This window comes from Roseovarius tolerans, from assembly GCF_028885395.1.
GTDB classification, from domain to species: domain Bacteria; phylum Pseudomonadota; class Alphaproteobacteria; order Rhodobacterales; family Rhodobacteraceae; genus Roseovarius; species Roseovarius tolerans.
Genome location: NZ_CP118494.1, coordinates 192,960 through 213,328, shown reverse-complemented (window position 1 = coordinate 213,328; position 20,369 = coordinate 192,960). Strand labels below are relative to the sequence as shown.

Annotated in this window: 20 protein-coding genes; 7 read left to right on the top strand and 13 right to left on the bottom strand. The window is 61.2% G+C overall.

Annotated features, from left to right (window positions below):
• Positions 1–160: 160 nt before the first annotated feature.
• Positions 161–679: a divisome-associated lipoprotein DalA gene (gene dalA / locus PVU19_RS00955; RefSeq protein WP_050663803.1), complete on the top strand. Its 519-nt coding sequence runs from the start codon at positions 161–163 to the stop codon at positions 677–679.
• Here dalA and PVU19_RS00950 read toward each other — a convergent pair whose 3' ends face one another.
• The 5 genes from PVU19_RS00950 to hslO form a co-directional block, all read right to left on the bottom strand.
• The gene (locus tag PVU19_RS00950; protein WP_050663802.1) at positions 680–1,180 is read right to left on the bottom strand and encodes a L,D-transpeptidase family protein; all 501 of its coding nucleotides are present in this window, start codon (positions 1,178–1,180) and stop codon (positions 680–682) included.
• An 82-nt stretch (positions 1,181–1,262) separates the two neighbouring features.
• Positions 1,263–2,486 (bottom strand): class I SAM-dependent RNA methyltransferase, encoded by a 1,224-nt coding sequence (locus PVU19_RS00945; RefSeq protein WP_050663801.1) that lies wholly within the window; start codon positions 2,484–2,486, stop codon positions 1,263–1,265.
• Entirely contained in the window at positions 2,483–3,628 is a 1,146-nt protein-coding gene (locus PVU19_RS00940) for a CCA tRNA nucleotidyltransferase (RefSeq protein WP_050663800.1), read from the bottom strand. The genes PVU19_RS00945 and PVU19_RS00940 overlap by 4 nt, the downstream gene beginning before the upstream one ends.
• Positions 3,625–4,230: a CoA pyrophosphatase gene (locus PVU19_RS00935; RefSeq protein ID WP_050663799.1), complete on the bottom strand. Its 606-nt coding sequence runs from the start codon at positions 4,228–4,230 to the stop codon at positions 3,625–3,627. Before PVU19_RS00935 ends, PVU19_RS00940 begins: the two co-directional genes overlap by 4 nt.
• Positions 4,217–5,212 carry an Hsp33 family molecular chaperone HslO gene (gene hslO, locus PVU19_RS00930; RefSeq protein ID WP_050663798.1) on the bottom strand — a complete coding sequence of 332 codons (996 nt, stop codon included), beginning with the start codon at positions 5,210–5,212 and terminating at the stop codon, positions 4,217–4,219. Before hslO ends, PVU19_RS00935 begins: the two co-directional genes overlap by 14 nt.
• A gap of 78 nt (positions 5,213–5,290) precedes the next feature.
• Here hslO and PVU19_RS00925 point away from each other — a divergent pair, with 78 nt between their 5' ends.
• Positions 5,291–5,734, top strand: a complete 444-nt coding sequence (locus tag PVU19_RS00925) for an NUDIX domain-containing protein (RefSeq protein ID WP_050663797.1) — start codon at positions 5,291–5,293, stop codon at positions 5,732–5,734.
• Here the strand turns inward: PVU19_RS00925 and PVU19_RS00920 are convergent.
• Positions 5,709–6,986, bottom strand: a complete 1,278-nt coding sequence (locus PVU19_RS00920; protein ID WP_235575870.1) for a PP2C family protein-serine/threonine phosphatase — start codon at positions 6,984–6,986, stop codon at positions 5,709–5,711. The genes PVU19_RS00925 and PVU19_RS00920 overlap by 26 nt on opposite strands.
• A gap of 148 nt (positions 6,987–7,134) precedes the next feature.
• Between PVU19_RS00920 and PVU19_RS00915 the strand changes: the two genes are divergently transcribed.
• Positions 7,135–7,470 carry an Hpt domain-containing protein gene (locus tag PVU19_RS00915; RefSeq protein WP_050663796.1) on the top strand — a complete coding sequence of 112 codons (336 nt, stop codon included), beginning with the start codon at positions 7,135–7,137 and terminating at the stop codon, positions 7,468–7,470.
• On the opposite strand, the gene ilvA is transcribed toward PVU19_RS00915, so the two are convergent.
• Entirely contained in the window at positions 7,467–8,705 is a 1,239-nt protein-coding gene (gene ilvA / locus PVU19_RS00910; RefSeq protein ID WP_050663795.1) for a threonine ammonia-lyase IlvA, read from the bottom strand. The genes PVU19_RS00915 and ilvA overlap by 4 nt on opposite strands.
• 105 nt (positions 8,706–8,810) lie before the next feature.
• On the opposite strand from ilvA, the gene PVU19_RS00905 reads away from it, so the two are divergent.
• Positions 8,811–10,037 carry an argininosuccinate synthase gene (locus PVU19_RS00905; protein WP_050663794.1) on the top strand — a complete coding sequence of 409 codons (1,227 nt, stop codon included), beginning with the start codon at positions 8,811–8,813 and terminating at the stop codon, positions 10,035–10,037.
• Between the two features lie 62 nt (positions 10,038–10,099).
• Here the strand turns inward: PVU19_RS00905 and PVU19_RS00900 are convergent, their stop codons facing one another.
• Together PVU19_RS00900 and PVU19_RS00895 are read right to left on the bottom strand one after the other, a co-directional pair.
• Complete coding sequence (locus PVU19_RS00900; protein ID WP_050663793.1) at positions 10,100–10,513, bottom strand: DUF7282 domain-containing protein; 414 nt, start codon at positions 10,511–10,513, stop codon at positions 10,100–10,102.
• Between the two features lie 110 nt (positions 10,514–10,623).
• Positions 10,624–11,346 carry a sulfotransferase-like domain-containing protein gene (locus PVU19_RS00895; protein ID WP_050663792.1) on the bottom strand — a complete coding sequence of 241 codons (723 nt, stop codon included), beginning with the start codon at positions 11,344–11,346 and terminating at the stop codon, positions 10,624–10,626.
• Between the two features lie 118 nt (positions 11,347–11,464).
• Between PVU19_RS00895 and tmpT the strand changes: the two genes are divergently transcribed.
• Entirely contained in the window at positions 11,465–12,103 is a 639-nt protein-coding gene (gene tmpT / locus PVU19_RS00890) for a thiopurine S-methyltransferase (RefSeq protein WP_050663791.1), read from the top strand.
• On the opposite strand, the gene PVU19_RS00885 is transcribed toward tmpT, so the two are convergent.
• Positions 12,100–13,008: a D-amino acid aminotransferase gene (locus PVU19_RS00885; protein ID WP_050663818.1), complete on the bottom strand. Its 909-nt coding sequence runs from the start codon at positions 13,006–13,008 to the stop codon at positions 12,100–12,102. The genes tmpT and PVU19_RS00885 overlap by 4 nt on opposite strands.
• A gap of 154 nt (positions 13,009–13,162) precedes the next feature.
• On the opposite strand from PVU19_RS00885, the gene msrA reads away from it, so the two are divergent.
• Positions 13,163–13,831: a peptide-methionine (S)-S-oxide reductase MsrA gene (gene msrA, locus PVU19_RS00880; RefSeq protein ID WP_152911679.1), complete on the top strand. Its 669-nt coding sequence runs from the start codon at positions 13,163–13,165 to the stop codon at positions 13,829–13,831.
• Here msrA and PVU19_RS00875 read toward each other — a convergent pair.
• Positions 13,822–14,688 (bottom strand): ribokinase, encoded by an 867-nt coding sequence (locus PVU19_RS00875; RefSeq protein WP_050663789.1) that lies wholly within the window; start codon positions 14,686–14,688, stop codon positions 13,822–13,824. The two genes, msrA and PVU19_RS00875, sit on opposite strands and share 10 nt — an antisense overlap.
• Before the next feature lie 60 nt (positions 14,689–14,748).
• Complete coding sequence (locus tag PVU19_RS00870; protein WP_274789857.1) at positions 14,749–17,004, bottom strand: NADP-dependent malic enzyme; 2,256 nt, start codon at positions 17,002–17,004, stop codon at positions 14,749–14,751.
• A 164-nt stretch (positions 17,005–17,168) separates the two neighbouring features.
• On the opposite strand from PVU19_RS00870, the gene mutS reads away from it, so the two are divergent.
• Positions 17,169–19,790 carry a DNA mismatch repair protein MutS gene (mutS, locus tag PVU19_RS00865; protein WP_274789923.1) on the top strand — a complete coding sequence of 874 codons (2,622 nt, stop codon included), beginning with the start codon at positions 17,169–17,171 and terminating at the stop codon, positions 19,788–19,790.
• A gap of 14 nt (positions 19,791–19,804) precedes the next feature.
• Here mutS and PVU19_RS00860 read toward each other — a convergent pair whose 3' ends face one another.
• Positions 19,805–20,365, bottom strand: a complete 561-nt coding sequence (locus tag PVU19_RS00860; RefSeq protein ID WP_050664453.1) for a nucleotide exchange factor GrpE — start codon at positions 20,363–20,365, stop codon at positions 19,805–19,807.
• Positions 20,366–20,369 lie beyond the last annotated feature (4 nt).

The following is a 20,369-nucleotide window of genomic DNA, read 5'->3' as shown; positions in this document are numbered from 1 at the left end:
TCCACTCATACCTGTCTGATCAGACTGCAATATATGGCGTAAAGGCCGCAGTCGCAATTCAAACCGCCCTTGGGCCGCACGGTTCCGCCGATGCGGGTTTGAACTGCATCGCAAGGCGGGCTAAAGCGAATTGTAGAACAAGAAAGATTGGTTTGACATCATGGCGCGTCTCTTGATCCTTTGTCTGTCGGCTTTGTTGGCATTGTCGGCCTGTGCCGCACCACCACCGCCATCACCGCAGATTGGAGCGGATGGCAAACCGTTGCCGCGGGTCTATCCCATTCGCACAGGTCAGGAACGCGAGATCAGATTCCGCATGCTGGATTCGGTGAACTCTCTGCGTCAGGCCGCCGGGGCCGGGCCGCTTATCCTCGACGAAAAGCTGACTGCGGCGGCCGCCACCCATTCACGCGACATGTCTGTGCAGAACCGGCCGTGGCATTTCGGCTCTGACGGGTCGTCGCCAGTGGATCGCATCCGACGGGTCGGATACGACGGTGAACTGGTGGGCGAGACCATATCCGAGACTTATGAGACCGAACTCGAAACCCTAGCTGCCTGGATGCAGGAAGAGACCACGAGACGTGTGATCCTCAACCCCGAGGCCGAGCGTATGGGCTTTGACTGGCTGCAAGAGCCAGGTGGCAAAATCTGGTGGACGATGATCCTCGGCTCGTGATCACGCATTCAGCGTGATCGGCGTGCCATTGCGAATCATGGCATAAGCATCTTCCATCTCGCGATTCTTGACCGAGATGCACCCCGCTGTCCAATCCGGGCTAAGGAACGCGAGCGCGTTCGGCTCGCCATGGATAAAGATGTCACCCCCCGGCGACTTTCCAAGCACCTTGGCGAAGGCGATATCGGCCTCGTTGGGGTATGAAATCCCTAGCGACAAGTGAAACGAGCTATTGGGATTGCGCCGATCGATCAGGTATTCGCCCTCGGGCGTCCGGCCATCTCCCTCGAACTGTTTGTGTCCCTCGGGAGCAAAGCCCAAGTCGACTTTGTAGCGCTTAAGCACCTTGCGGTGGTGCAGGAGGAACATTTCGCGCTCGCCCTTGTTGACGATCACGCGGGTCACTTCGGGCCCGTAATAGCTGCGGAACTTGGATTTTTGCGCACATCCCGCAAGGGCGGCCGCCCCTGCAAGCAATGCAAAACGTCGTGTGAATGTCATGCCTGTCACCGTCTACTGCCCGGTTGTTTTGCGGGTGTTTTACTACGGTTCTGCTGGCTCAGGGTAGCGGTTTTTTCACGAATTATGTCTTGGTCAAGGTAAACCCGGCAACCAGTTCGACATGCGCTGACCAGCGGAACTGATCAACCACGCGCACTGGCCCCATGACGTAGCCATGTGACAGCAGATGCCGCGCATCGCGGGCGAAGGTGACCGGGTTACAGGATACATAGGCCAGGCGCGGCAACCGCGCCCGCGCGATCTCTGCGATCTGCGCCTCGGCTCCGGCGCGCGGAGGGTCGATCACCGCCCCGTCAAAGCGGGCCAATTCATCCGGCAGGAGCGGGCGGCGAAAGAGATCGCGCGCCTCGCTGGTGACGGGTTTGAGCCCCTGCGCGTGCCGCCAGCCCACGTCGAGCGCCTCGGTCATGGCTGCATCGCCCTCAACGGCATGAACGGGCGCGCGACGCGCCAGCGGCAGCGCAAAGGTACCGCATCCGGCAAAGAGATCGACGATGCAGGACGCGTCCCGCAAAATAGACTCTGTTTCAGCCAAAAGGGCGGCTTCGCCCTCTTCCGTGGCCTGCAGAAAAGCACCCGGCGGTGGCGTCACGACGGCCGGGCCGAACTTCTGCTGTGGCGGGCGACGGGTGACCACCATCTCACCATCCCAGGCCAGCCGCGCAAGGTCATGCTTCTCCGAAAGCCCTGCCAGCATGATGCGTAGCGGGCCATCGAGGGGCTTTCCACCGCGCACCGCAACGTCGAGACCGCCGAGCGAGAGCGTGACACTCACCGCGAGCGCAGCCTTTCGGCTCGTGCCCTCGATGGCCAAATCCTCGGCCAATGGCAGGGCCGCCATCAGATCGGGATGCAGCAGGTGGCAGTCAGGTATTTCAATGATCGTCTCGCTGCCGCGGGCGTAAAAGCCCGCCATCGCGCCCTTTTTCGTGCGCCGTGCGGCCAGCACCGCACGGCGGCGGGAATTCGGGGGTGAGGTATGAACAGGCCCGATCTCGGCGGAAATACCATGCGCGGCGAGTGCGGCCTCGACGACCTTGCGTTTCCACCGGGCAGTGAAATCATCCGAGGCGTGCTGCAACTGACAGCCGCCACAGGATTTGAAATGCCGACAAGGCGGGGTCACGCGAGCGGGCGAGGGGGTGATGATGCGGATGTCACACAGGGCTTGGCCGTCGGTCGTGCCGGTGACGTCCTCACCCGGCAGGGTGAGCGGTGCGAAAAGCGGACCCTCGGCGATCCCGTCACCCTGATGACCGAGGCGGGTGATGTGGTGGGTCGTCACAACAGATCCTCCCGACCGAGCCTGAAACCCGAGGCGATCCAGCGATTCTCCAGATCTTGCAGCTTTTGGCCGAGAGCGGGGCCGGTGTAATCCGGCATGAGATCGGCAGACTTGACCGGAAACGCGGCACTAGCACCGCGCTTGAGATCGTCCGGCGCGTTCGGATCAAGCGGAGCATCGAGAAGGGCAGCGCGCAGGAGCAGCATATCCATACCATCCGTCGCGCCGTAACGATAGCCAATCTCGGCGGGCGGCATGGTGGCGGACGCGCCGTCGCGCAAGAGCGCGAGCCGCTTGGTGTCGGCGCGCGACAGGCGCAGGCGGTCGGGGATATCCTCTCCGCCCAGTGCAGCAAGACGGCGCAGGGCGTTTGGGGCCGTGTTTGTCTCTGACTCGAGATACACAAGCGGCGCGAGTGACCGCACATCCGCCCCCGGCAGGATCGCGGTCAGCACGCCGGTCATCTGCATCGCGGCAACCGACGGCGCGGGATCGGGCGCGGTAAGCAGTTTGCGCATTTCGGCCCCGACACGCTCGCGCGAGAGCCCGGCAAGCCCGTCGAGATGAGCCGCACAGGCGGCGAGCGCGTCGGAATCAAGTCCCGCCTCGGCGTCACCATAGCAGGCATGAAAGCGGAAAAAGCGAAGGATACGCAGGTAATCTTCCTTGATCCGCGTTGCTCCATTGCCGATGAAGCGCACGCGCCGTGCGGTCAGATCGTCAATGCCGCCCAAAGGGTCGATCACCGAGCCGTCGGGGCGCGCATAGAGCGCATTCATGGTGAAATCGCGGCGGCGAGCATCGGCGTGAAGATCGGTGCCAAAGACCACCTGCGCATGTCGCCCGAAGGTATCCACGTCCTCGCGGAATGTGGTGACCTCATGCGGCTTACCGCCCGAAACCACGGTGATGGTGCCGTGGTCGATGCCGGTGGGCACAGGTTTCAGCCCAGCACCGGTGGCCAGCCAGATCACATCCGGCGGCAACGCGTCGGTGGCGATGTCGATATCGCCAACCGGCACGCGCAAAAGTGCGTTACGCACGCAGCCGCCGACAAAAAGCGCCTGATGCCCGGCCTGCGTCAGCGCAGTGCAAACCGCCTGCGTGGCGGGCGCGGTGATCCAGTCGCCCGAGAGTTTCATCGCGGCCCCGCCATCTCAGCCATGTTGCGCAAAATACGCGCGGTGGCACCCCAGATGTAATAAGGTCCGAACGGCACTGCATAATAGTGCCGCCAATCCCCGCGCCAACGGCGTTTCTCGACCCTAAACCTGCTTAACGCCAATAAGTGCGCGAGCGGTACCTCGAACACTTCCTCGACCTCTCCGACCTCTGGCACAGGCGTGAAGGGTACGGAGATCCGGGCCAGAACCGGGGTCACGTCAAAGCCGGTCACCGTCTCGTGCCGGGGCAGAAAGCCGAGCGTTTCAACATCGGCCGGATCGAGGCCGATTTCCTCTTGCGCCTCACGCAGGGCGGTGGCGGTGATATCAGGATCGCCCGCATCCTGCTTGCCACCGGGAAAGGCGATCTGTCCGGGGTGATGCTTGAGCGCGGAGGACCGCTTGGTCAGGATCACACGCGGCGCGCCCCCGCTGCAAAGCACCGGCACGAGCACCCCCGCCGCGCGCAGCTTGCGCCCCGGCGGCAGGCTCACCTCGGGGTTCAAGTCATAATCCGACGATCCTGCGCGCACCGCTCCAAGCGCCGCGAGAATCGGTTCGAGCGGATCACGCACCGTCATCGGACCCTTTTGGCGCGTCGAACCCGAGGGTTTCCGGATTGAGCCGGTAATGCGCGCCGCAGAACTGGCAATCGGCGGTCACAATGCCGTCTTCGGTGGTCATCTTTTCAATGTCCTTTGCCGAATAGATCGACAGGCTGTTTCGGACCCGTTCCTCAGAACAAGTACAGCCAAAGCGAACCGGCTGCAGGTCGAAGACGCGCGGGGCCTCTTCGTGAAACAGCCGCACAAGGAGATCCGTGGGTGCCACAGACGGCCCGATCAGCTCGAGATCCTCGACCGTGTCGAGCAGCATGTTGGCCCGGTTCCAGTTCTCGGCATCATCACCATCGACGACATCACTTGCCTGCAAGAGTCCTTCCTCCCCCGATCCACCGCCACTGGCGAAGGGCGAGGCCTTGGGCATGTGTTGCAGCATAACACCACCGGCACGCCAATGCTCCACCCCGCCCGTTTCGTGCGATCTACCGAAGCTTAGGGAAAAGCGCGTGGGCAATTGTTCGGATTGGGCGAAATAGGCCTCGGCGCAGTTGCGCAACGCATTTCCGGCGATCGGGGTGATGCCTTGATAGGGTGTCGTGCCCTGGCCCTGATCGAGCAATACGGCAAAATATCCCTCTCCCAACTGCCCAAACGGCGGGCCATCATCAAGGCGGTCGGGATCAAAGCTGGCGTAGGCGCGCATGCGCGCTGATTCGCCCTCGTTGGTGGGACCGTAATAATCAGTGGCGATCATCCGCACCGCACCCTTGGTCTGGACCTGAAGCGACAGCTTCCAGCGCAGCTTGATCGTCTGACCGATGAGGGCCGTCAAAAGCGCCATTTCGGCGATCAGCGCCTCGACCTGCGGGGGATAATTATGTTGTTTCAGGATACCATCAAGCACCCCGTCAAGCCGCGCTACGCGGCCCCGGATATCGGCGTGATCAAGCTGGAACGGCAGGATCGTATCGTCCCAGGCGATTTTCTGTCCAAGAGTCATGGGGTTTCCTTATGCGCCTTGGTTCGGCATATCGCGTGTATGTAGGCAGGACAAGACGGGGCACCAAGGGGGCATGGCATGATCCGGAGATTCGGCGAAGCACCACGCCAAGATGTGCGTTATCGGTTGCGGCCCGGGGTCTATGCGATCCTGCCGCAGGGGCGGCATCTGCTGGTCACGCATCAGGCAGAGCCGGTGCCGGAACTGCAACTGCCAGGCGGCGGCATCGACCCGGGCGAGCATCCACTGCGTGCGCTGCACCGTGAGGTTTATGAAGAAACCGGCTGGATCATCGCGCGGCCAAGACGCGTCGGGGCGTTTCGGCGGTTTACCTATATGCCGGAATACGAGTTCTGGGCTGAAAAGCTGTGCATGATTTACCGTGCCGATCCGGTGCGTGCCCTCGGCGCGGCGACAGAACCCGGGCATCGCGCGGTCTGGGTCACGCCGGATCAGGCCGCAATGCGGCTTGGCAATTCAGGGGACCGGCATTTCGTCAGCCGGGCATTGGGTCTGGTCTAAATTCCAGCAGAACGGCAGAAATATCATCCTGAAAATCCGCGTCCCCGGCGAAATCCGACAGTCTCCAGATCAATGATTCCAGAAAGGCCCGACCGCGCGTCTGGCGCAGATCTCGCAGGATCCGGGAAAGCCCGTCCTCATCAAGCAGCGCGCCGTCGCGCGCCGCGCATTCGGTAACGCCGTCGGAATGGATCAAGAGCCTGTCGCCCGGGGCCATCGTGACCTCGAATTGTTGGAACTCGGCGGCGTCGATCAAGCCAACGGGCAGTCCCCCCTGGCCGATAAATTCCACCGCACCCGTCGCGCGCTGCAACGCCGGATAGGGATGACCGGCCTGTGCGATGATGACCTGACCACTCTGCAGATCGACATCGGCAAGCGCGATGGTGAAGTAATGTTCAGTCTCCATCTCGGACATGATGACGCGGTTGAGCATGGCAATCGCCTCGGCAGGGGGGCGGGGGGCAAAGCCACCGACACGCGTTTTCTGCAAGGCAAGGTTCTGTTCGGGCACTGAGGATGACAGATACCCGGCCAACCGCGCCGTCATCAGAGCGGAACTGATACCATGCCCGGACACGTCGATCCCATAGAGACCGATCCGGCTGTCGGAAATCGGGAACATGCCCACCAGATCGCCACCTACATGCCCCGCCGATTGCAGGAGCAATGACACCTCGGCGGTGCCGAAATCGCGATAGCGTTCGCTGACCAGAGATTGCTGCAGCTTCTTGGCCTCGATCAGGTCGCTGTCGAGCGAATCATAGAGCGATTGCAACTCGTCGAGGGTGGAGGTGATCAGCCGGTTTTTGTCGGTCAGCTCCCGCTCCATCTGGAGGATGCGCGCCCCGGCGGCGATGCGGGCGCGCAATTCGGCGGCGTTGACCGGCTTGGTCAGGAAATCATCGGCCCCGCCATCGAGGCCAAGCGCCACCTCGTCCTTGTCACTCTTGGACGTCAGAAGGATGAAATAACCGTAAGTTTCGCGCGGCATGTCACGGAACGCACGACAGAACTCTAGCCCGGTCATGCCGGGCATCATCCAGTCACTAAGTACCAGATCAGGCGCGTAATCAGCACATATCCCAAGCGCATCATCACCAGACTCCGCCTCGCGGACATCAAAACCCCATCGTGTGAGCGACGCCGTCAGGATGCGACGCTGTGCCCGGCTGTCATCGACAACCAGAACACGGCGGATGACATCATCACCCGCATCCACCCGTCCACTTTCTGGTCTTTGGGCACGCACCGATCATTCCCTTGGTCTGTTCATCCTTGCGATAGCGCGTGCCGCCTTAACGCGGGGTGAATGCTAAAATTACACGAATGTCAGCAAGGTCTTTAACGATTTCTAAGGGTTTGGAGACCAGCCTGTTCCTGTCGAAGGAGGGCGGAGCATGATCGATTGGGACCGCGTTCGAAACCTGAGGGATGAGATTGGCGCGGACGCGTTCGAAGAGGTCGTCGATCTGTTTCTCGAAGAAGTCCAGACCGAAATTGACAGGTTGCGCGCGCCACGCGAGGCACTCGACATCGAAGGGCAGTTGCATTTCCTCAAGGGCAGCGCACTCAATCTCGGGTTTATCGCATTTTCGGACCTGTGCCATGCGGGTGAGGCAGCCGCGGCGGCAGGACAAGGCGGTCGCGTTGATCTGACGGAAATTCTGTGCTGTTTCGAGCAGTCCAAGGCAGCGTTTCTCGCCGGGCTCACGGCAGAGGTAATGGCCGCCTAGATCAGGAACTCCGCCAACACCTCGTCGCGGGTGATGTCGCGGTAATCAAACCCGGCATCGTCCAGCTTGCGCTGGATATGAACGAAATTTTCGGGTCGCGTCGTTTCGATCCCGATCAGGACGGAGCCGAAATTGCGCGCCGATTTCTTGAGATATTCAAACCGGGCGATATCGTCCTCCGGTCCGAGGATATCAAGGAAGTCACGCAACGCGCCGGGTCGCTGCGGCATGCGCAGGATAAAGTATTTCTTGACCCCCGAGTAGCGCTGCGCGCGCTCCTTGACCTCGGGCAGGCGTTCGAAATCGAAATTGCCACCCGAGGTGACGCAAACCACGGTCTTGCCCCGGATCGCGTCACCCATATCCTTGAGCGCATCAACGGCGAGCGCGCCCGCCGGTTCCAGCACGATGCCCTCGATGTTGAGCATTTCCAGCATCGTGGTGCACAGCCGGTCCTCGTCGATCACGCGGGCCTGGGCCGGATCAAGATCGGCAAGGCGCGCAAAGGTGCGCGCACCGATCTGCGCCACGGCGGCGCCGTCGGCGAAATTCTCGACATGGCGCAGGCGCACCGGTTTCCCGGCGGCAAGGGCCGCCGCAAGGCAGGCCCCACCCGCGGGCTCGACCAGTGTCAGGTTAACGGCATCGCCCATGTAGCTGCGCACCCCGGCAGATAGGCCGCCGCCGCCCACCGGCAGGATCAGGTGATCGGGCATGCCGCCCAATTGCGCCTCGATCTCAACCGCGACGCTGGCCTGCCCCGCGATCACATCTTCATCGTCAAACGGTGACAGGAAATGCCCGCCAACCTCGGCACAATAGGCTTGGGCGGCATGCAGCGTATCGTCGAAATAATCGCCGGTCAGGCGGATCGACACGGCATCCCCACCGAATTTCTCGGTCTTGCCGATCTTTTGCTGCGGTGTCGTCACCGGCATGAAGATCACGCCCTTGACCCCGAAATGCCGGCACATAAAGGCCACCCCCTGCGCGTGATTGCCGGCACTGGCGCAGACGAATTGCGTGGTTTCGGGCCGTGCCGCAAGGGCCTTGCGCATGGCGTTGAATGCGCCACGCAGCTTGTAGGAGCGCACCGGGCTCAGATCTTCGCGCTTGAGCAGGATTTCGGCCCCGTAACGTTCCGACAGGTGATCGTTGCGCTGCAGCGGCGTCGGCTCGAACACGGCGCGCATGGCGACCTCGGCGGTGCGGGCGTTATCCTGAAACTCGGTCATCCCGTTTCAGTGCCGCAATCGGGGCGTGCTGGCAAGGGGCGCACCTTGCCCCGGCACGGAAAACCGGCTAAGCGCGCTGCGATATCCGCGAGAGAGGGGAAACACATGTCCGCGCCCAAGAAAGTTGTTCTGGCCTATTCCGGGGGTCTCGATACCTCGATCATCCTGAAATGGCTACAGACCGAATATGGCTGCGAGGTGGTGACCTTTACCGCTGATCTGGGGCAGGGCGAGGAACTGGAACCGGCGCGGGAGAAGGCGAAACTGCTCGGGATCAAAGAGGAAAACATCTATATTGAGGATGTGCGCGAGGAATTCGTGCGCGATTTCGTGTTCCCGATGTTCCGTGCCAATGCGCTCTACGAGGGGCTCTATCTGCTGGGCACCTCGATTGCCCGCCCGCTGATTTCCAAGCGGCTGGTCGAGATCGCCGCCGAAACCGGGGCGGATGCCGTGGCGCATGGCGCGACCGGAAAGGGCAACGACCAGGTGCGGTTCGAACTGGCGGCCTATGCGCTCAACCCAGATATCAAAGTGATCGCGCCCTGGCGGGAATGGGATCTGACCAGCCGTACGCGACTGCTTGAGTTTGCGGAGAAGAACCAGATCCCGATCGCCAAGGACAAGCGTGGTGAAGCGCCGTTCTCGGTCGATGCGAATCTGTTGCACACCTCAAGCGAGGGCAAGGTGCTGGAAGACCCGGCAGAGGCCGCGCCCGACTATGTCTATCAGCGCACGGTCAGCCCCGAGGCGGCACCCGATACCCCGGAATTCATCGAGGTGACGTTCGACAAGGGTGACGCGGCGGCGATCAATGGCGAGGCGATGAGCCCGGCCACGATCCTCACAAAGCTCAACGAATTGGGCGGCAAGCACGGCATTGGGCGGCTCGACTTTGTTGAAAACCGGTTCGTGGGCATGAAGTCACGCGGTATTTACGAGACCCCTGGCGGCACTGTCCTTCTCGAGGCGCATCGCGGGATCGAGCAGATTACGCTCGACAGTGGCGCGGGGCATCTCAAGGATTCGCTGATGCCGCGCTATGCGGAGTTGATTTACAACGGCTTCTGGTTCAGCCCGGAACGCGAGATGTTGCAGGCGGCCATCGACAAGAGCCAGGAACATGTCAGCGGCACGGTGCGGCTCAAGCTCTACAAGGGGGCGGCGACGACCGTCGGGCGGTGGTCGGATCACAGCCTCTATTCCGAGGCGCATGTGACCTTTGAGGAGGATGCCGGGGCCTATGATCAGAAGGACGCGGCGGGTTTCATTCAACTGAACGCCCTGCGTCTGAAGCTGCTCGCGGCGCGAAACCGGCGCCTGAAGGGTTAAGCCCTCTATATAAAAATGAAGAAAAAGGCGGCCCTGCGATGGGCCGCCTTTTTCGTATCCAATCACTTCGCGGTGACAACCGTCATCACGAGGTTCCCGTCCATCTTGATCGGGCCGTCTTCCTTGGCCCCCAGGGTGTATTCAAATACGCCGGTCTGCATCCCGCCGTCTTCTGCGTGAACCATCAGCATGAGCATGTCGCCTGCGGCAACATCTTCCTGCAGGATCGCGGCGACATCATTCGTCTCGCCCTTGCGAAGGGGGGCATAGCCGACAACCGGACCAGGCTTCATGTCTTCGCCCGTGCGATGCACAACCAGCCAACCGTTCTTATCGGCGACCACTTTCTCGGCACTTACGATACCGTTGGCGACGCTTTGGTCTTCGGCCATCACCATCGGGTGCATTCCGTGATCATCCGCCATCGCGACACCAACGGTGAGGGCAAAAGTCGTTGCAAGAAAAGTCATCTTCATAGTGAACTCCTTTGTCATGGCTTCAACCGGGTTTTTACCCGGCACAGCACAAGACACGGATTCGAGTGGAGATAGTTTCAAGTCGGCCGGATATTTCCGGCGGCCGCTCATCAGGCAGGCCGCAGCTTTACGGCGCACAGCCGCTCATAGGCGGGCATCGCCACCTCGGCCAGAGCGGCACGCGCACCTTCCAGTTCGGGCAGCGGCCCCTCGGCGGGGGCAAAGCCGGTGCTGTCATGCACCGTCGCGTACCAATGCGCCGCCCAGACCCCATCTTCGACGTGGCCGCCACGCGGCCAGGACAGCATGGCAGGCGTCCAATCGAGACCGATGGCAGCGCAGAGCCGACGCAGCATGGCCTCGGGGTTCCGGCGGATATCGGCGGAATCGATGACGACGGGCGATTGCCCCACGGCCACCAATTGCTCGTAAAGCTCGGCCTGTTGGACAAAGCCGATATCGGCGAGCGTCGGATTGTCATATTTGGCCGAAAAACTGGCGGCGACGCGCGCAGGGTGGCGGATGAGAAAAACATTGGTCAGTTCGTTCACCCAGTCGCGCGGCACGCCGGGGATCATGTGCTGGGCCATGTGTTTCTGATAGAAATGCGGTTTTTGAGCCGGAACAGGGCCTAGGAGTTGTCCCACTACGCGTGTGGGATCCTGCGATTGCGCGGCCATGATCGCGTCTCGCATCGGGTGCTGGAGGTCGGTTGCGGCCAGATAAGCGGCATAGAATGGCTCATCCACCACAGCGCAATCGCCCCGCGCCGCAAAGCTGTACATCATCGCGGTAGAGAGATTGCGCGGCCCGGACCACATGGCGATGCGCATTTCAGACTCGCCCGGTCATTTGATATGACGCTATCATCAATGACCCGCCCTTTGTGTTTACGAGATGTTAATCATGTCTAGGATCGTCGAATCACGGATGCAAGGTAAGAGGCAGGCAATGGACGCGAAGTTTTGGCACGATCGCTGGCAAGAGGGGCGACTCGGGTTCCACGAAGGCAAGGTGAACCGGATGCTGGAGGCGCATTTTCATGCACTTGGGCTGACTCAAGGGCAACGCGTTTTCCTGCCGCTCAGTGGGAAGGCTATTGATATTCCATGGCTTTTATCAAAAGGCTATTCCGTTGCCGGGGTTGAATTGAGCGAGATCGCAGTGCGTGATCTATTTTCCGAAATGGGCGTCACACCGGAAATAACAGATACAGGGCGGCATCGCCGCTATGCTGCGGAATATGTAGATATCTTCGTCGGAGATATCTTCGAGTTGAGCGCCAGTGTCGTAGGTCCGGTGCATGCTGTCTATGACCGCGCCGCGCTGGTGGCCCTACCGGAGGATATGCGCGCACGGTATGCAGCGCATCTGGCCGGCATCACGGAATGCGCGCCGCAGCTTCTCGTGACCTTCGAATACGACCAAAGCGCGATGGCAGGTCCGCCGTTTTCGATCCCCGAGCAAGAGGTGGCGCGCTGTCATGGTGAGCGCTTCACGATAAATGTTCTGACGGATCAGGACGTGCCAGGAGGGCTGAAGGGTGTGGTCGCAGCACGCGAAAAAGCGCTTATTTTACGCCCTGTCTAAGTCGTTTCACGCTGAATCAGTGCCTTATAAAGGTCTTGGATCCGCGTGGTAAAAGGCCCTTGCGCGCCATCACCGATCTGCCGACCGTCGATTTCACTCACCGGGGTTTGCGCCCCGAACGTGCCGGTGAGAAACGCCTCATCCGCACCGTAGGCCTCGACCAGAGAAAAGTTTTTCTCGAAAACAGGAATGGCGTTCGCGCGGCAGAGATCAATGACCTTTTGGCGCGTGATGCCGTTCATGCAGTAATCCCCGGTCGAGGTCCAGACTGCGCCCTTGCGAATGATGAAGAAATTACAAGCATTGGTGGTGTTCACGAAACCATGGATATCGAGCATCAATGCCTCGTCGGCGCCGGCCTTTTCCGCCGCGATACAGGCGAGAATGCAGTTCAACTTGGAGTGTGAATTGAGTTTCGGGTCCTGGGTCATCGGCAGGCCACGGATATGCGGCACGGTGGCGAGACGAATGGGCCGGGCAATCTTCGGCTGCGAGTGTTCCATGATGATGGTTACCGTCGGCCCCTGCTGACTTAGAGAAGGGTGCTGAAAGGGCCGGGCCTTGATGCCCCGTGTCACCATCAACCGGGCATGCGCATCGGTGGTCATGCCATTGGCCTGTTGTGTCTCTGTTATGGCCTGAAGCACCTCACTCCGGGTCATACCGATATCAAGGTCGATGGCACGGGCGGCCTCGAACAAGCGGTCGAGATGTTCCGCTGCAAAGGCCCACGTGCCGTTATAGAGGCGCAGCCCCTCCCACACGCCGTCACCCAGCATGAAACCACTGTCATAAACACTGACCAGCGCCTCCGCCTTAGGCACGATGCGCCCGTTGAGCCAGATCAGGATCTGCTCGTTGCGCGCATCCTCTTGCGCGGCATGGGTGGTTTGCTGGTCGATCATCATTATCCCCTCGCGTGTGTTCGGTGCAGCGTATGTCTGCCGAAATCCGGTGCCAAGGTCGAAATATCTCTCAACAGCGCGTGACATCACGGCGTCGTAAGTTGGTGCGACGCTGGTTTTACGTCAGACTGACAAAGAACAGGAGGGCGTGACGATGGTGGCATATATTAGGGAACTCAAGGCGGTGACCTTGGCAGCACTGATCATAGTGGGTCTGTGCATGCAGGCGAAAAAGGCGCACGCAGCAGATGCGGATACGCTGGTGGTCGCAGGCGGCTGCTTCTGGTGCGTGGAGGCCGATTTCGAGAAGGTCAAAGGCGTGATCGAGGCCGAATCGGGCTTTGCTGGCGGCGCGCTCGATAACCCGACCTACAAACAGGTCACACGTGGCGGCACCGGGCATCTGGAGGCAGTGCAAATCACCTTCGACCCCGCGCAGGTCACGCGCGAGCAATTGCTGCACCTATTCTTTCGCTCGGTCGACCCGACTGACGCGGGCGGGCAATTCTGTGATCGCGGACAGAGCTATCAGACAGGAATTTTCGTCTCTGATGACGCAGAAAATACGCTTGTGAAGGCCGTCAAGGAAGATGCGGCCAAAGCACTGGGCCAGGCGATCGTGACTCCGATCCTGCCGTTGGACCGGTTTTGGCCAGCCGAAGCTTATCATCAGGATTATTACAAGAGTGGTGATATCATCCTGACCCGCTTTGGCCCTCGGACCAAAGCCAGCGCCTACAAGCTGTATCGGGACGCCTGCGGACGCGATGCCCGCGTCAGGGCACTCTGGGGGGAAGACGCGCCTTTTGCCGGTCAATCGTGAGCGTTGAGAAACGCATCGACCTCTGCGGCGGTCGGAATCGCCTCTGACGCGCCCGGGCGCTGAACCTGAAGGGCCGCTGCGGCAGAGGCGCGCCGCAGGGCCTGCGCCGGGGCAAAACCAGTGGCCAGGCCCGCCACCGCGTATCCGGCAAAACAGTCTCCGGCTCCGGTCGTTTCAATCGCCGGCACGCGAAAGGCCGGAACAAAGACGGCCTTGCCCGATTTTTCATCAACCCACTCGGCGCCCTTGGCGCCACGGGTCACCAGCCGCATGGGCACATCCACTACGCTCATCTCCTGTAAAAGCTGCGCGTCCTCAACTGCGTTAAGGATGAGGAGCGAGACAAAGGGCATCACCGCGCGCACTGCATCCATGTCAAAAGGAGCCGCGGAATAGGCAACTTGCAGACCCTGCGAGCGGGCGATGCGCGCAGCCTCGCCCTGGCAGTTGGTTTCATTCTGCATCAACAGCCAGTCACCCGGTCGGGCGTCACGCAACGCAACCTCGATTTGGCTGGGGTTCAGGGCGCGATTGGCCCCGGGGTGAATGACGATGGTATTTTCTCCTGACGCATCCACCATCACAATGGCATGTCCGGAGGCGGTCCCCGCCTCTGTCACATGGGTCACATCCACCCCGGCATCGGCCAGCGCGTCACGCATCCAGTTGCCATCAGGCCCGAGCGCCCCGATATGGACGACGCACGCCCCGGCCCGAACGGCGGCAATGGACTGATTGGCCCCCTTACCGCCCAGCATGCGTGTACAGGTGTCGGCCGCCAACGTCTCTCCCGGCGTGGGCAGGTGCAACAGGCGATAGACATGGTCGGCATTTATTGAACCGAGGGAATAGATCATGCCGTCCCCTGCTTCATCTTGCCACAAATATCCATGGCGACGGTGAGCACCGCGTTGCCATCATCCCACTTTGCACGCCGCGAGAACGGCCATGTTCAGGATATCACTGGCCGTGAAGTTGGACGAGCAGATCTGGATCGAGGCATCGACGCCCGAGAGAATTGGACCGATCACCGTCGCCCCGGCCATTTCCTGCATTAGTTTAACCGAGATTGAGGCAGAATGACGCGCGGGCACAACAAGGACATTGGCCGGTCCGGTCAGGCGCTGAAACGGGTAGCTTTCCTGCGCACGAGCGTTGAGAGCCACATCGACGGTCACCTCGCCCTCGAATTCGAAATCAACACCGCGCCGCTCCAGAACCTTCGGCGCGCGGTGCATCTTCTCCGCCCGCTCCGAGCGCGGATAGCCGAAAGTGGAAAAGCTGACAAAGGCAACGCGCGGCTCCAATCCCAAGTGTCGCGCGACACCTGCACCGCGCATGGCGATATTGGCGAGGTCCTCTTCGTCGGGCCATTCATGCACTAGCGTGTCAGCGATCAGCACGATCCGCCCCTTGTGCAAAAGCGCCGTGATCCCAACCGCCCCATGCTCGGCATCGACATCAAAGACATGGTTGATAAGCTCCATCACATGGGCCGATTTGCGGGTCGCGCCGGTGACCAGACCGTCACCATGGCCATGCGCCAGCATCAGCGCGGAATAGACGTGCCGGTCACGCGCCGCGAGGCGGTGAATGTCATGCCGATCAAAGCCTTTGCGCTGCAGGCGGCGGTAGAGAAACGCCTTGTATTCATCGAGTTTGTCGGTCTTGGCGGCATTCACCACCTCAAGTTCGCGCACGGCATCACCCATGCCGATCCCCTCGAGCTTGGCCTTGACGTCCTCGTCACGCCCGACAACCAAAGCTTTGCCCAATCCGGTGCGCTGATATTGCACCGCTGCGCGCAACACGCGTATATCGTCGCCTTCGGCGAATATCATTCGTGCCTGTGCGTTGCGAGCGCGGGCATTTAGGCCGCGCAGGATGCTCGCAGTCGGGTCCATCCGGGACTTAAGCGACAGTTCATAGGCGTCCATATCGACGATGGGCCGCCGGGCTGCCCCGGTTTCCATCCCCGCCCGGGCTACGGCAGGGGGAATCACATGGATGAGGCGCGGATCAAACGGCGTTGGAATGATGTAATCGCGCCCAAAGGTCAGCTTGCGGCCATAGGCCATCGCCACCTCGTCAGGCACATCGAGCCGGGCGAGCTTGGCCAGAGCCTCGGCGCAGGCGATCTTCATCTCGTCATTGATCGCGCGCGCATGCACGTCAAGCGCCCCGCGAAAAAGATAGGGAAAGCCCAGCACGTTGTTGACCTGATTGGGATAATCCGAACGACCGGTGGCGACGATCGCATCCGGGCGCACGGCATGGGCGTCTTCCGGCGTGATCTCGGGGTCGGGATTGGCCATTGCGAAAATCACCGGGTTGTCGGCCATCGAGGCGACCATCTCCTGGGTGACGGCCCCTTTGGCCGAAACCCCAAGGAACACATCCGCACCCCGCATCGCCTCTTCCAGCGAGCGCAGCTCGGTCTTGACCGCATGGGCGGACTTCCATTGGTTCATGCCCTCAGTGCGGCCTTGGAATATCACGCCCTTGGTATCGCACATCAGGCAATTCTCGTGCCGCGCGCCCATTGATTTGAGCAATTCCAGACAGGCGATACCTGCTGCCCCTGCCCCGTTGAGCACGATGCGGACATCCTCGATTTTCTTGGCTGAAAGGTGCAGCGCGTTGATGAGGCCCGCAGCGCAGATGACCGCCGTGCCGTGCTGATCATCATGAAAAACGGGAATATCCATCACCTCTTTGAGCTGCTGCTCGATGATGAAACATTCGGGGGCCTTGATATCCTCGAGGTTGATGCCGCCGAAGGTGGGCCCCATCAGACGGACCGCGTTGATGAACGCCTCAGGGTCCTCGGTATCAAGTTCGATGTCGATCGAATTGACGTCGGCAAAGCGTTTGAAAAGCACCGCCTTGCCCTCCATCACCGGCTTACTGCCCAGTGCCCCGAGGTTGCCGAGCCCGAGAACGGCGGTGCCGTTGGAGATGACGGCCACGAGATTGCCCTTGTTTGTATAATCGTAGGCCAGTTCAGGATTGGCAGCGATTTCCTCGCAGGGCACCGCCACGCCGGGGGAATAGGCAAGGCTGAGGTCGCGTTGCGTTGTCATCGGCACGGTGGCCTGAATCTCGAACTTCCCGGGAGTCGGTTCGAGGTGAAAGGCGAGAGCCTCTTCGCGGGTGTATTTGCTGTTTGCCATGATCGGGCCCGTGCATGTGTATATTTCGCCCTGCATAGCGGGGCTTTGCCCCAGCCTCAACTGAAACGCGGTTTGGGCTTTCGCGCCTCGCTGCGGATTTGTAAGGTCAGCGGCAATCAGATCAGGGGGCACAAGTGACGAGCGCAGCCGCGACCGTGACGCCGATGATGGCGCAATATCTGGAGATCAAAGCCGAGTATCCGGGGGCGTTGTTGTTCTATCGGATGGGGGATTTCTACGAGTTGTTCTTTGACGACGCGGCGGCGGCGGCCGAGGCGCTGGATATCGCGCTGACCAAGCGAGGCAAGCATCAGGGCGAGGATATAGCGATGTGCGGGGTGCCGGTGCATTCCGCCGAGGGCTATCTGCTGACGCTTATTCGCAAGGGGTTTCGGGTCGCCGTCTGCGAGCAGATGGAAGACCCCGCCGAAGCCAAGAAGCGCGGATCGAAATCGGTGGTGCGCCGTGAGGTGGTGCGGCTGGTCACCCCCGGCACACTGACCGAGGAAAGCTTACTCGATGCGAGGCGGCACAATTATCTTGCGGCCTTTGCGCAGGTGCGTGGCGAGGGCGCGCTGGCCTGGGTGGATATTTCGACCGGTGCGTTTCATGTCATGCCGCTCTCTGCCGCGCGGCTGGGGCCGGAACTGGCACGATTGGCACCACGGGAAGTGGTCGTGTCGGAAAGAAATGAGGCGGATTTGGCCGATATCATCTCTGATTCCGGCGCCTCTCTGACAGAACTCGGACAGGCAGCGTTTGACAGCGCGGGCGGCGAAAAGCGACTTTGCGCGCTGTTTAGCGTCGGTACGTTGGAGGCCTTTGGACAATTCACGCGGACCGAGATCGCGGCAATGGCGGCGATTGTCGAATGGCTGGAGATCACGCAGAAAGGCAAGTTGCCCTTGCTGCGCCCGCCGGTGCGCGAGATGCAGGCACGGGTGATGCAGATTGATGCCGCGACGCGGCGCAATCTCGAATTGACCCACGCATTGGATGGCAAACGTGTCGGGTCGCTGCTGTCCACCATAGACCGGACGGTGACGGCGGGCGGCGGGCGGCTACTGGAGCGGCGCCTGTCAAGCCCAAGCCGGGTTTTGGAAGTCGTGCGGGACCGGCTTGACGCAGTAGGTTTTGCAATGGAACAGGGCCGTGTCTCTAGCGACTTGCGCAACCTGTTGCGCCGGGTGCCAGATCTGGATCGCGCCCTGTCGCGACTGGGGCTGGACCGAGGGGGGCCACGCGATCTGGCGGCGGTGCGAAACGGCCTGGCGCAGGCGGGTGAGATTGCGGACCGCCTGAAGGGGGTCAGCCTTCCGCCCCTGCTCGCCGAAGCGGTCTCAGGTATGACGACCGGGCAGCTGGACCTGCTGGACCTGCTGGATCAGGCATTGGTTGCCGAACCGCCCTTACTGGCACGCGATGGCGGGTTCATCGCACCGGGATATGACACTGATCTGGATGAAGCACGCAAATTGCGTGACGAGGGACGCGGCGTGATTGCGACGATGCAAGGCGACTATATCCGGGAGACCGGGATCAACTCGCTCAAGATCAAGCACAACAACGTGCTGGGCTATTTTGTCGAGGTGACCGCAACCCATGCAGAGAAGATGCTGGCGGCGCCGCTGAACGAGACTTTCAAACACCGACAGACGACCGCCAATCAGGTGCGGTTTACAACGGTGCCGCTGAGCGAGATGGAAACCCGTATCCTGAACGCCGGGGGGCGGGCGCTGGAGATTGAGAAGCGGCTCTATGAAAGCCTGAAGAGCTCAATCTTGGAGCTGTCAGCTCAAGTCGGACAGATCGCGCAGGGCCTGTCAGAGATTGACCTTGCTACAGCATTGGCTGACCTGGCCAAGGGCGAGCAGTGGTGCCGCCCAAATGTGGATGGAAGCCGCGCCCTCAGGATTGAAGGCGGGCGGCACCCGGTAGTGGAGCGTGCCTTGCGCGCTCAGGGTGGCGCGCCCTTCATCGCCAATGATTGCGATCTTGGAGGTGAAAACGATATCTGGCTTCTGACCGGCCCCAACATGGCTGGCAAATCGACATTTCTTCGACAGAACGCGCTGATCGTGCTCTTGGCGCAAATCGGTAGCTACGTGCCCGCGCGCTCGGCGCATATCGGGATGGTGAGCCAGCTTTTCAGCCGGGTGGGCGCATCGGACGATCTGGCGCGCGGGCGCTCGACATTCATGGTGGAAATGGTTGAGACGGCAGCGATTCTCAATCAGGCGGACGGTCATGCGTTGGTGATCCTCGACGAGATCGGGCGTGGTACGGCGACCTATGACGGGCTGAGCATCGCTTGGGCGACGCTGGAGCATCTGCACGATGTGAATGGCTGTCGCGCGCTATTCGCGACGCATTATCATGAACTGACCAATCTCAGCGACAAATTAGACCGAGTGGACAACGCGACGGTGGCGGTCAAGGAACATGACGGCGACGTGATTTTCCTTCACGAGGTGCGGCGCGGTGCGGCGGATCGCAGTTACGGGGTTCAGGTGGCGAAACTCGCCGGGCTGCCGGAGGCTGTGGTTTCACGGGCGCGGGTGGTACTCGATGCGCTTGAGAAAGGCGAGCGTGAGGGTGGCGGAGCGCAAAAAGCGCTGATCGACGACCTGCCCCTCTTTGCCGCGACACCGCCCCCTGCCCCAGCGTCGATGCGCCGCTCTGAGGTAGAGGCGCGGCTGGAAGATGTTCTGCCGGACACGCTCAGCCCGCGTGAGGCGTTGGACCTGCTTTATGAATTGAAGGGGTTGGCGGACAGGGCGGGGTAGGCCCCGCCCTGTCATCAGTCGCGATTGGACGAGACGCCGACTTGTGCCGGGCGCAGGATGCGATCGTGCAACATGAAGCCCTGGGCGGAGACCTGAATGATCTCCCCCGCCTTGGTGCCGGGCAGCGGGGCCTCGAACATCGCCTCATGATGCTGCGGGTCGAACCGGTCGCCGACCTGAGGGTCGATCACGGTGATGCCGTGCTTGGCAAAGACATTGCGCAACTCGCGCAGGGTGAGCTCAATGCCCTCGAACAGCGCGGCGGAACCCGCGCGCTGATCCTCGGTCACCGTGTCGAGCGCGCGCTTGAGGTTGTCATGCACCGGCAGCATGTCGCGGGCCAGTTTGGAGCCACCGTAATTCTCGGCCTCGCGCCGGTCCTTGTCGGAGCGTTTACGCGCGTTCTCAGCGTCGGCGAGGGCGCGCATGAATTTATCCTGAAGGGCATCACGTTCTGCCCGCAGCGCGTCGATTTCCGCCGCTTCGCCCGAGATTTCACCCCCGGAATACTCCTGCTCTTCTGCCGCTGCCTCTTCGATATCGTCAAGGAAGCTGTCTTCTCTCGGCTCTGCCATTTTT